The organism is Anaerobacillus sp. (genome assembly GCF_046314235.1).
Classification (GTDB): domain Bacteria; phylum Bacillota; class Bacilli; order Bacillales; family Anaerobacillaceae; genus Anaerobacillus.
In genome coordinates, this window is sequence record NZ_JBKBWN010000001.1 from 132661 (window position 1) to 145038 (window position 12378).

General features: G+C 36.3%; 11 protein-coding genes. 1 reads left to right on the forward strand and 10 read right to left on the reverse strand.

Annotated elements, in window-relative coordinates:
* Positions 1 to 343: 343 nt before the first annotated feature.
* Positions 344 to 1708, reverse strand: coding sequence for a DUF4179 domain-containing protein (locus ACK4M9_RS00645; RefSeq protein ID WP_409846785.1), 1365 nt, complete (start codon positions 1706 to 1708; stop codon positions 344 to 346).
* The gene (locus ACK4M9_RS00650; RefSeq protein WP_409846786.1) at positions 1701 to 2222 is read right to left on the reverse strand and encodes a sigma-70 family RNA polymerase sigma factor; all 522 of its coding nucleotides are present in this window, start codon (positions 2220 to 2222) and stop codon (positions 1701 to 1703) included. Before ACK4M9_RS00650 ends, ACK4M9_RS00645 begins: the two co-directional genes overlap by 8 nt.
* A gap of 155 nt (positions 2223 to 2377) precedes the next feature.
* Here ACK4M9_RS00650 and ACK4M9_RS00655 point away from each other — a divergent pair, with 155 nt between their 5' ends.
* Positions 2378 to 3322, forward strand: a complete 945-nt coding sequence (locus ACK4M9_RS00655) for a nuclease-related domain-containing protein (protein WP_409846788.1) — start codon at positions 2378 to 2380, stop codon at positions 3320 to 3322.
* A gap of 502 nt (positions 3323 to 3824) precedes the next feature.
* On the opposite strand, the gene ACK4M9_RS00660 is transcribed toward ACK4M9_RS00655, so the two are convergent.
* The 8 genes from ACK4M9_RS00660 to ACK4M9_RS00695 form a co-directional block, all read right to left on the reverse strand.
* Positions 3825 to 4085 (reverse strand): CGCGG family putative rSAM-modified RiPP protein, encoded by a 261-nt coding sequence (locus ACK4M9_RS00660; RefSeq protein WP_409847344.1) that lies wholly within the window; start codon positions 4083 to 4085, stop codon positions 3825 to 3827.
* Between the two features lie 348 nt (positions 4086 to 4433).
* The gene (locus ACK4M9_RS00665; protein WP_409846790.1) at positions 4434 to 4589 is read right to left on the reverse strand and encodes a hypothetical protein; all 156 of its coding nucleotides are present in this window, start codon (positions 4587 to 4589) and stop codon (positions 4434 to 4436) included.
* Between the two features lie 13 nt (positions 4590 to 4602).
* Positions 4603 to 5463: a permease gene (locus tag ACK4M9_RS00670; RefSeq protein WP_409846792.1), complete on the reverse strand. Its 861-nt coding sequence runs from the start codon at positions 5461 to 5463 to the stop codon at positions 4603 to 4605.
* Between the two features lie 67 nt (positions 5464 to 5530).
* The gene (locus tag ACK4M9_RS00675) at positions 5531 to 5980 is read right to left on the reverse strand and encodes a MarR family winged helix-turn-helix transcriptional regulator (protein WP_409846794.1); all 450 of its coding nucleotides are present in this window, start codon (positions 5978 to 5980) and stop codon (positions 5531 to 5533) included.
* Between the two features lie 291 nt (positions 5981 to 6271).
* Positions 6272 to 8062, reverse strand: coding sequence for a thiol reductant ABC exporter subunit CydC (gene cydC, locus ACK4M9_RS00680; RefSeq protein ID WP_409846796.1), 1791 nt, complete (start codon positions 8060 to 8062; stop codon positions 6272 to 6274).
* Positions 8063 to 9787 carry a thiol reductant ABC exporter subunit CydD gene (cydD, locus tag ACK4M9_RS00685; protein ID WP_409846799.1) on the reverse strand — a complete coding sequence of 575 codons (1725 nt, stop codon included), beginning with the start codon at positions 9785 to 9787 and terminating at the stop codon, positions 8063 to 8065.
* A gap of 3 nt (positions 9788 to 9790) precedes the next feature.
* Positions 9791 to 10810 (reverse strand): cytochrome d ubiquinol oxidase subunit II, encoded by a 1020-nt coding sequence (cydB, locus tag ACK4M9_RS00690; protein ID WP_409846801.1) that lies wholly within the window; start codon positions 10808 to 10810, stop codon positions 9791 to 9793.
* The gene (locus tag ACK4M9_RS00695; protein WP_409846803.1) at positions 10810 to 12183 is read right to left on the reverse strand and encodes a cytochrome ubiquinol oxidase subunit I; all 1374 of its coding nucleotides are present in this window, start codon (positions 12181 to 12183) and stop codon (positions 10810 to 10812) included. The genes cydB and ACK4M9_RS00695 overlap by 1 nt, the downstream gene beginning before the upstream one ends.
* Positions 12184 to 12378: the final 195 nt, after the last annotated feature.

Sequence of the window (12378 nt, forward strand, 5' to 3'; positions counted from 1 at the left end):
CTATTTCTCCAGTCCGGTACTACCTCCTTATTATATTATTTTCCATTTTTTTGCGCTATAGTTGTTTGAAAATTAAAAATTTTTAACATAACTGAATGCCTTCGATTGAATAGGAAAAGAGGCTGCCTCATAGTATCAGTCACCTCGAACACTAAAAATAGACTTTGTACAAGTATACAAATACTATCTATAGTAAGACTTCGAGTCGTCTACCCTGTAGTAGTATCTACAGGAAAGTTCACTTTCTCTGATTGGATGTTTTGTAGCGATCATATTTTCATCCATGTTGGTGAAGTTGACTTTCTTTGGTGCTCTGATACTTATTGGAAAGCCTCTAAAACAGTTATTTCGTTAGTTTGATTTTCATTTCATCTCTAATACGTGATGGGTAGTCGGAAAGCTTTAAATGAAGATAATCTCCTTCTAGTCCTTGGAGCGTAAAAGCAACGCTTTTTTTATGATCACCTTCTTTTCGAAAGCTCATCCCATCGGATACTTCATACACTTTCCCCTTTTCATCATACATTTCCATGTTAAATAGGCTGAAAATACGGTCACGGTCTACTTCTTCTGTTGTTTTTACTGAGAACTCAAAATAGTAGTTGTCACCATTAATCTCCATTTCCTCTAAGACGAGGAGCTCTGGTCCTTTAACAATTGTTTTATTGGCTAAGTCAACAACAACGTCTAATTCATCCTTTGGAAGCGCTCGAATGCTAGTGGCTTCTAGAAACAATTCTTTTCCGTCTGTGAAATAGTTACTCTCTAAGTATAGATTCCAGTAATTTTCACTATAGCTAGTACCACTGAACTCAAGTGTTCCAGGATTACTAGCCTCCCCTTTTTCATTAGTTATTCTCAAATCTTCAAAGCCAAAAATTTTCATCGTGTTTTCCTCTGCGAATTCAACTTCAACTTCAACTCGTGTTGGAAAAATAGTGACATTATGAAATGTTAGCTTCTGTCCTGCAAAAAAAACTGTTTCATTAAGCTCAAACTCTCTTTTTACGTCTACGAATTTACTATGGTCAATCGGGATTTGAATTTCCCAATACTCATTTTGTAAAGGAATTTTCTTTCGATTTATATCTTTTAGTGAAAATGACGCTTGAACTATTAATATCTCCGGAATAACCATTTCATTTGAAGAAAAACTAACGTCGAATTTACCTTGACTTTTGTTATTATTTTTTGTTAGCTGGTCATGTTCTCTACCAAAAGTGTAAGCAGCTGCTATGCGTTTTCCACTGCTATCAAATAAATGTAATTCCTCGTTCATCGCATAATCAATATTACTAAAGTTCTCAACAGTATAAAATAAAACCAGGCGACTTTCATCAATAATCATTCCATCTACTGTAAATCCTAATCCATTTTGAATATCAGTGATGTTCACTTCTTCGTAAAAGTCATTTTCAATCGCTGACGTTAGGCCTTTATCGTTATGGATTAACTCGACAATTCCCTTCATACCAGGAATTTGACTGACAAACCCCGCAAACGCTGGTGAAACTCGAATAGATGTTAACATGACGATTATTAGGATACTTGCTGCTAAGCTAGACCATTTTAGTGTAGTCGATTTTTTTTGTTGTTGCTTTGCTTTTAACATTCCAAGGCGAATTGCATCATCTAGACCTGCTGGAATTTTCGGCTCATATATTTCATCTTTCATGCGACCGAGCTCCTGTTCCTCTTTTTCAAACATAGTAATCCTCCCTTTCCATCATTGTTCTCATTTCAAGTAGTGCTTTATGAAGCCATGTTTTAATTGTTCCCTCAGGGCGTTCTAACACTTTTGCGATTTCTGGAACTGTTAGATCATGTAGGTATTTTAAGATGACCACATGTTGATAATCAGCCTTTAGCTTGCCAAGAACTCGCTTCATTTCTAGTTTTGATGATGGCTCTTCATCATGGTGACTCTCTTCTTTCGTCAATTCAATAACAACTCGTTTTCTTCTTCTTTGTTCATCAATGCAATAGTTTATTAAAATTCGAATTAACCACGTTGAAAAATAACTAGGTTTTTTTAACTTCTTTAACTGCTTATAGGCCCGAAATGTTAGTTCTTGAATTGCTTCAACTGCATCAGCTTCATTTTTTACATATGAAAAAGCAATTCGATAAAGCTGCTCTTTGTGACTTTGCATTAATTCGTAAAAAGCCGTATCATCACCTTTTTGGGCTTTTTTAACAAGAGTTTGTAGTGTTGGCTCCACTTTAAAGCCTCCTTTTTTCCTTTTCTACTCATTAGACTAGCAAATCCTATAAAACGTTTTTGTTTTTGAGTATTTTCTTAATATTTTACTGAGCATTGACTTGTCTTTTTCTATTTCATAAAATAATCTTAATCTTATATTTAGAGGTGATGCTAATGATTATTAAATCTCGTAAAGTGCCAGCAGAATTAAAGATACTAAGACTCTTAAATAACCGCATGAAGTTAACAGAAAAAGAACTAACTCACTTTTTACACCTTGAAAAAGGCTACGAAGGAGAAAAAATGTTTGACGAATGGCTAGAGCAACTCTCCACTAATTTTCTTGTCCTAAATGATTTATTACTAGAAAATAATAATACTTTTTTTCAAATTGACTCGTTAGTCATATCCCCAGAAACGATCTATATTTTTGAAGTTAAAAACTTTGAAGGCGATTATATTATTGATATTACTGCCGATAAATGGAGAAGCCTATCTGGCTCAGAAATTAAAAACCCCATACACCAATTGAATCGCAGTGAAATCCTCTTACGGCAACTGCTGCAAAAAAGCAAACTTAACCCATCCATCGAATCCTACGTCGTTTTCATCAACCAAAATTTTCACCTTTATCAAGCCCCTGTTGATCTACCCATTATTTTTCCTACTCAAATTAATCGTTATATGAACAAGCTCAAACTAAAATCTTCGAAACTAATTGAAAAACATAACAGATTGGCTAAACAGTTATTAGCTTTGCACTGCAACGATTCACCATACAAGCGCTTACCAGCCTATAATTTTGAGCTTTTGAAAAAAGGGACGACTTGTGTATATTGTAGTTCTTTTAAAATTTCAAACAATGACAAAATGATAGTTTGTCATGACTGTGGCAAAGTAGAAGCTAGTACAAGTGGAATTATGAGAGCAGTTGATGAAATACAAACCCTTTTCCCCGAAAAAAAAATAACAACAAACATTGTATATGATTGGTGTGAATTAAACTATTCCAAGAAAACGGTATATAGGACACTCACCAATAACCTCCAACAAATTGGATTTGGACGATCTTCGTACTTCACTCAAAAAAATGGAGCTGACGAATCAGGGGCTAACTAGATTTCTTATCTGACGCAAGTGGTAGTTCCCTTATTCTACTGGGGTGTTCTATTGTTTGCGGACTGAATTTTACAGTTTTTAGGAGTTTGCGTCCTTATTTACTTGCTTTGCAGACTGGATTTTACAGTTTTTAGGATTCGGTTTCCTTATTCGCTCGCTTTGCGGACTGGGTTTTACAGTTTTTAGGAATTGGTGTCCTCGTTCGCTCGCTTTGTGGACTGAGTTTTACAGTTTTTAGGATTCGGTGTCCTTATTCGCTCGCTTTGAGGACTGGATTTTACAGTTTTTAGGATTCGGTGTCCTCGTTCACTCGCTTTGTGGACTGAATTTTACAGTTTTTATGAGTTAGTGTCCTCATTCGCTTCCTTTGCGGACTGAATTTTACAGTTTCTATGAAGTGGTGTCTTTTTCTTAAATACCAAGGTAATCTTTTAGATTTAGTTGCCAATTAGTAGTTATTGTAGGAATATACATCCACTAAAAAATAGAAAAAACACCTCTCTCAAGGTGCAATAATCCAGACTCGGAGAACAAAACCACCGCAGCCACATTGGTCGATGAATTTTACATTGATGCGATCTCCGAATTTCTCTTTTAAAATAGGTGTTAAATAATGATCTGGATTTCCAAATGTGTGTGGTGTGACGAGGTTTACGTGAAACCCTTTTGCCGTTTCAGCTACAGCACCTAGGCCCTCTGCAATAACCAAATCTCGATCAGTTTCATATACACCGTGCTCTAGTCCGCATGACCAACTTTTCATTTTCAAAAATGATCCCCCCTCACCAATATTATAGATTAGTTGCTCGATTTTGTTGGTGAGGGAAGTCACCATTCTCATTATTATTGTAAGTCATTATTCAATCTTCATTTCACCGTGGTTGTCATCTAATATTCGTTTTCGAATTCGCTATTGAGGCATTTACTAATAATTTCAATTCGTTGCTGAGCTATCATTTAGTATTTTAAATCGAATTCGTTGCTGTGGTATTAGTTACTATTAGTTCAAATTCGTTACTGAGGCTTCATCATACTATTTTTAATTCAAATTCGTTGTTTAGGTATTATTCACTATTAGTTTTTAGCATACAATGCCGCGGTAAAAAGACTATTAGTCTTTCTTTTCTTTAACTTCAGCAATCTTAACTTGGCAACAAGATTGGACCTTATTCGCCTCTTCCATTTCGACTATTTTCACCTGGCAACAAGATTGGTCTTTCGTTGCACTAACCTCTTTAAACCCTAATAGCTTTTTTAATAAGTTCACAATAAATCACCTCCTATATCATATAAAATAGTAGTCCTGAAAATGTTGCTAGTGTTATAACTGAGCCAATAAAAGCGATGACTAGCTTTTTCTGAAAAATAGAGTTTAATAGTGCAATTTCTGGAAGGCTAGCACCTGCAGAACTAATCATTAGTGCCATTACAGGAGCAAGAGCCATCCCTTTGAAAATTAAGATCTGGGAAATTGGGATCATCGTTGAAAGGCGAATATATAATGGAATACCTACAACAGCGGCAATTGGTACTAGCCACCATGCATCCCCTCCGAAATATGTGACAATAAACTCCGTTGGCACTAATCCTTTGATAATCGAACCGATTCCAGCACCGATAATGATATAAGGATAAACAGTTTTCATTAGAGCCAATGTTTCTTTTAAACTATCTTTTAGACTAAAGCGCTTTTCTGATTTTTCATAGCCGGTCATGACAACATTTTTCACATACTTTTCAAACCCTAATTTTTCTAAAGTCATACCAATTGTTGCAGCTAAAATAGCTGTTATAATCGTATAATAGAAGGCGACCTTTGGCCCCAATAAAACACCCATTAACGTAATAATCGTTGGATCTAAAACTGGTGATGCAAACAAAAAGACCATGACAATGCCAAAGCGAACTTTTTGCTGCAGTAAATTAACAATGACCGGAATGGTCGAGCATGAGCAAAATGGTGTAACAAAGGCTAGTAATATTGCCGCAAGTACTCCGATTAAAGGATTTTTCCCACTTAAGTACTTTTCTAATTTCTCAAATGGAATAAATCCTTTTAGTACATTAATTAATAAAGAGATACCTAAAAATAGCAATGTAAGTTCTAAAGCTAAAAGTAAAAATCCAATAAAGTGTTCCATAAAAAACCTCCTAAAATATTTGTAATTTGCAAGTAATAACTTTAATCAATAGCTGGAGTGATCCAGCTTAAAACATGTTGGGCTGACAGCATCTAGATGATTTCGCCATCGCATCATTTAACAATTTTATTGATTGTAAAACCTTTTCTCTATCCTCAGGACTTAAATGTGAAAAAATCTCCTCTAAGTAGTCTTTCATTTGTTGATCAATTGCCCCAGTTACAAATTTCCCTTGCGTTGTTAATGATAATAGCTGCACACGACGATCTTCTTCGTGAGGTGTTTTTTCTACTAATTTCATTTTGATAAGATTTTGAACTTGCCTTGAAAATGTTGTAATGTCGGTCCCTAATGCTTCTGCTACTTCTTGCATCGAAGGGAGATTTCTTCGTTCGACTTCAAATAAAATATGACTATGAATCATTGAAATTTCAAATTCACCTATTGAGCAACAATTTTTACTTAGAAATCCAAATCTTCTTGTTAAAATTTGAAATAACTCTCGAGTGTTCTCCAATCAATACCCCTCCTATTCAAGGTTTTTAGGATAATACCTAAATATTATATTATTTGCAACTTGCAACCTTAACCTCAACTTTAGTATATATTGGATACTTGCAAAACGCAACTAATATTTTAACCTTTTTAAAAAAGTCTTCTTTACTGCCTATTTATTTTTTCAAAAAGCAATCTCGATTACCAATTTTTTCAAAAGAAGACTTTACTGCCAATTAAAAAATAGGCGACTAAGATAAATTGTCGCCGCCTATTTTTTCCTAAATAATGAAAAAGTTCATACTGTACTCCCTTAACTAATCCTCTCTTTTTCTAATTTAGTTAACTCATAAAAATGCCCTTGCTGTTCAATCAATTGTTGATAAGAGCCTTGTTCTCCAATTTCACCTTTTTCAAAAACAATAATTTCATCCATTTTTTCAAGTCCTACTAAACGGTGCGTAATATAGATAACCGATTTATGCTCAATCTTCGGCCACAGTACTGATAAAACTTCCTGTTCTGTTATCGAATCGAGTCCTGTTGTCGGCTCGTCGAGAAGTAGCACTGGCGCATCCTTTAGCAACATTCGTGCAATCGCCAAACGTTGTCGCTCGCCTCCCGATAAAGACAGCCCTTTTTCAATTAGTTGATTATCTAAAGAAAGGTGGGAAAGTGAAACATCAGCTAAAACTAGCGCCAACTCGTCATCTGTTGCTTCTGGCTTAGCTAATAGCAGATTTTCGCGGATCGTACTGCTGAAAAAGTGATTTTCTTGAGCAACAACAGCAAAGAGATTTCTTGCTTCATCTTCACTTATTTCAGCTAACCGTTTCCCAGCTAATGAAATGTCGCCTTCATAGTTACCGTAAAACTTTAATAGAAGATTAACGAGACTACTTTTTCCTGAGCCACTTGCTCCGACAATCGCTATCTTCTTTTTGGCAGCTACTTCGAACGTGATGTTATTGATCGCTTTACGCGCTGTGTTAGGATAAGAAAAACTAACATTCGTAAAATTAATCTTAAACGGCTCAGTGATCGTTGTTCCTACCTCTTTGCCAATTTCGTGTGAGGTTTCTTGTGAAGTTTCTTGTGATGTTTGTTGGGATGTTTCTTCAGATGTTTTTCGTGATGGTTCTTGGGTAGCTCCTTTATCACCTGTTAATTGAAACAGCCTTTCTGAAGCAACCTTACTTTCATCAAGATGACCAGGGATGATCGCCATTGGTGTCGCAGCCTCAAATACTGTTAGTGTAATAAGCACTAGCATTGCCAAATAAACACCACTTAGCGTACCATTTTCTACGTAAATAACTCCAAATAGGAGTGTAAACCATGCAGTCAGAAAAGCTAGTGTTAAACTAATACTCTCTCCTTTTGCTGCAAGTAATCCATCCTTCTCTTGCTCTTCGATTAACTTCTCAGAAATCGTCTCAATTTCCTTTTGTTTAGCTTTTAAACGACGGTTTGTTCGTAAATCGGTAAATCCATATAAATATTCTGTCGTTTCCACTGAAAGTTGCGAACGTTTTTCTCTAAGCTTCAGACCATGATTTTGCGTGAATAATGTAAAAATTAAAGGAATAACAAACCCGACAACAACAAGGCCCAAAAATAAGATAATCGAAAGCCCAATCGAAAATGTATAGATCAACACCCCGGTAGCTATAAACACGACAACCATTACAAAGGGGGGATAGAACACACGTAAAAAGAAATATTGAAGGCGATCAACATCAGCGACTACGCGAGAAAGTAAATCTCCACTTCGGTACGTTGAAAATAATGCTGGCGCTAACGGTTCGATCTTGTCGTAAAAGTAAACGCGTAACTTCCCTAAAATTGAGAACGTTGCTTTATGAGAAAAATAACGTTCCGCATAACGACTAGCCGCCCTTGCTAACCCAAAAAAACGAACCGCAATGATTGTTAATGTTAACGTATATAGTGGTGGTTGTAAGGCTGATTGTGAAATTAAATAGCCACCACTACCAATTAAGCCAACAGAAGAAATAGCGGCAATAAAGCCTAGCAAAATAGCGAGAAAAACCGCCTTTTTCTCAGCCATCATGACTTTTGTTAATGTTAGTAATTCTTTCATTTAGCGCTCACCTCGATAGACGGATACAATTGTTTCATATAGTTTCGAGTTTTTAAGAAGCTCAGCATGAGTACCTATTGCGACAACTTCGCCTTCTGAAAATAAAACAATTTTGTCAGCTTTCATGACTGTTTGTAATCGATGAGCAACCGTAATGACAGTTGCTCTTTCGCAAAGTTTGTCCATTGCTCGTTTCAAGTAATGCTCGGTTTCGAGATCTAATCCTGCAGTAGGTTCGTCTAGAAAAACAACAGAAGCACTTTTTATGAAAGCTCTAGCAACTGCGACTCTTTGCTTTTCACCACCTGACAAACCTTGGCCACCTTCTGCTATGATCGAATCATAGCCGTCTGGAAGTTCACTAACAAAACGGTCAACACCTGCTAACTTTGCCGCTTCTAACACTTCTAGATCACTTGCTTGTTGATTTCCAAGTTTGATATTATCCTTGATCGTCCCAGAAAATAAATATGGTTCTTGGGAAACATAAGCTACGTTTTGTAACCAATGATCTTCAGTAGTTTCCGTAAGCAAAGTGCCATTGACAAGAACTTCCCCTTCAGTGGGTGGAAGTGCCCCAAGCAAGATCTTTAAAAGCGTTGTTTTTCCTGAACCGCTTTTACCAACAAAGGCTACGTTTTCTCCACTACCAATACTCAGATTAACATTCTTTAAAACTGGTTGGTTCTCTCTATATTGGAAAGATACGTTTTCAAGCTTAAGTTCAGGCAGAGTAGCACCTTCAAGTTTCTTATTCCCCCAAGACAGTTTTGTTTCTTCATCATCTAATACTTCCCATATTGTTTCGGCAGCAGCAATACTGTTTTTACCAGAATGGAAGCTACTGCCTAGGTTTTTCAATGTCATATACAGCTCTGGTGCCAATAACAGGACAAAAAATGCCGTATGGAATGTTAAATGTCCGTAAACAAGTCGTAAACCAACTTCTACTGCGATCATTGCCGTAGCAATAGTCGCTAGCACTTCTAACATTAAGGCCGAGAGAAACGCTATTTTTAATACATCCATCGTTGTATCCCGAAAATGATTGCTCATCTTCTCAATTTCCGCTCGTTGCCTTTTGCTTTGACTAAACATCTTTAAGACTGGTAAGCCTTGGAGTACATCTAAAAAATGCCCTGAAAATTTCACCATACTGTCTAGTTGTTCTTTAGATTTCTTTTCAGTCATTCCGCCGATAATGATCATAAAAACTGGAATTAATGGAGCTGTAACAAGCATAATCAACCCTGAATAGACATTTTGTGAGAAAACAACGACTAAAATCATCAAAGGAATGACCCCAGCTTGCATCATTTGTGGTAAGAAACTCGTATAGTAAGCGTCTAATTGATCAACTGCATCTGTTAAAACACTGACTCGTTTACCTGTTTTTTCTTTATATAGATGGCCTGCTTCTGACCTTGTAATTTTCTCAATTAACCTTTTCCTTAAGTTCACCTTCACAAAACTAGCAATATTGACTCCAAACTTAGTAGTGATATATGAAAGCAAACCACGACATAAAAACACAAGTAACAACAATACAAACAAAAGCCAAATCTCTTCGAGTCCTTTTCCTTTTAAAAACACTCGATCTACGATTGTCGCAATAAAGAACGCTTGTAAGATTGTTAACACGCCGCTCGCAGTTGCAAAGGATAGGAGAAAGGCAAAAATCCTCCCTTTGATCTTTGCCTCCTCGTTTAAACGTTTATTCATCATTGTTTAATACCCGTGTCGCTCTGGAGATGCCTTGCCTCGAAACACATAATAAACGTATATTGTGTAGGCGATGACAAGTGGCATTCCAATCAGAGCAATGATAAACATTACTCGAAGCGTTAAATCTGTTGAAGATGCGTTGTAAATGGTTAAATTCGCAGCAGTGTTTGTTGAAAAAACTAAGTTAGGGAACATTCCTGCAGCTAACGTGCCAATCATCGTTACAATCACTAGCGAACTAGCAATAAATAATTTTCCGTAGTGGGCAATGACTAAGAGCATTGGAACTGCTATTAAACAAGCAACTGTAGTTAATGGAATAATAAATAAAATTGGATAATTAAAATAGTTAGTATACATATGTGGAGCATATATTTGCGCCGTTAATGTCCCTAAGACCCATGCGACAATGATGAAAATACTAAATAGCTTTGTTAAACGAATCGCTCGTTGTTGAATTGCACCTTCTGTTTTTAAAATTGTATAGGTTGTTCCTTGTAATAAAAAGCCAATTAACCCGACTACACCTAAAAGTAGAGCATACGGATTTAACAAATCGAAAAAGCTTCCTACATAGTTTTGCATATGATCCATTGGTATTCCGACAACAATATTGCCCATCGCTACACCAAACAGGAACCCTGGGATAAGACTCCCTATGAAAAATAGTCTTCCCATTAGCTTTTGTAGTTTTGGGTCGTCCTCGGTTTTAAAATAATACTCAACGGCAATTGCACGAAAAATTAAGCCGAATAAAACAAGTAACATCGCTAAATAAAAACCACTAAATACGGTTGCATATACGAAAGGAAAAGCAGCAAATAACGCCCCACCAGCCGTTAATAACCAAACCTCATTGCCATCCCAGACAGGTCCTATCGAATTAATTAACGTTTTCTTTTCGTCTTCCGTCTTACCGAGGGTATAAAATAAAGTTCCGATCCCTAAATCAAAACCATCCAAAATCGCATAACCAATAATTAATACTCCTAAAAGGATAAACCAAATGATGTTTAAATCCATTATGCAGTCGCCTCCCTTCTAGTTTCTTCATGTTTGTCTTTAGCAAATGCTTTATCCATATCAAATTTCTTCACTTCTTTAACCATTAAATAAATCATCAGATAAAGCAGAAACGTATAAATTCCAACAAAAAATCCTAGAGATAAAATTAATTCGATTGTACTTAACTGCGAAACGCCATCAGCAGTCTTTAATACGCCATAGACGATCCAAGGCTGTCTGCCCCATTCAGCAACAACCCAACCAGCTGTGTTAGCAAGATAAGGCGTTGGTAAAAGGAACAACGATGTTTTTAAAGCAAAATGGTTATCATATAGTCTACCTCGGCTCATTTGAAACGCTAAATACATCGTCCAGAAAATGAACACCATCCCTAAGCCAATCATCACACGAAAGGCAATAAAGTTTCCAAATATACCAGGGCGCTCGTCTTCCGGGAATTCTTTCAATCCTAAGACCGGCTCATTTTTGTCACCATGAGTTAAATAACTTAATAATCCTGGAATTCCAATTTCAAACTTATTTCGTTCATTTTCATAATCTGGAATGGCAAAAAGTAATAGATGAGCATTACTCTCTGTTTCCCAATGAGCTTCATATGCTGCAAGTTTTGCTGGTTGTGTCTCTGCTACTAGTACTGAGTGAGCATGACCTGAAAATGCTTGAGTCACTGAGAAAAACAATCCAAAAATCACCGCGTATTTCATTGACTTTTTGGCTAGTGAAATGTTTTTCTTTTTTAGTAGATAATACGCGCTAATCGCGATAACAAAAAATGCCGTTAAAATGTATGCACCTTGCATAACATGGACAAATCTCACCATTGTCGATGGATTAAAAACAGCCTCTACAAAGCTTACCATCTCTGCACGGTTCATTTCCTCGTTTATAATAAAACCTGCTGGTGTATGCTGCCATGAGTTGGCTGCAATGATCCAAAATGATGACATTGTCGTACCTAATGAAATCATCAGTGCAGCAAAAAAACGCATTCCTTTCGAGATTTTGTCTCGTCCAAAAACTAGTAAACCAATAAACGTTGATTCTAAGAAAAAGGCAAATACTCCTTCAGCAGCTAGCGGTGCTCCAAAAATATCACCGACAAAGCGAGAATAGCCTGCCCAATTCATTCCAAACTGAAACTCCATCGTAATCCCTGTAGCGAGACCTACTCCGAAATTAACAAGAAAGAGCTTAGTCCAAAAACGTGCCATTTTATCGTATAAAGGATTTCCCGTTCTCCAATACTTAAATTCCATAAAAGCAATTAATACAGCTAATCCGATCGTTAATGGGACGAAAAAATAATGAACAATAATTGTAAACATAAATTGTAGCCTTGATAACAATAAAACATCAAACATTTCCAACATAACAATTCCCCTCCGTACATCTTAAAATTAGTTAGATTGCTCAAAACTGAACAAACTAACAAACACTTGCTCATTACTGAACATTGCAACTAATGCTCGAACATGCTCAAAATTGAACAATTAACTTTTCACGTATAATAGATAATTTATTTTGTCTGTGATATAAATCACTTTAACACTATTGTAATAGGGAAT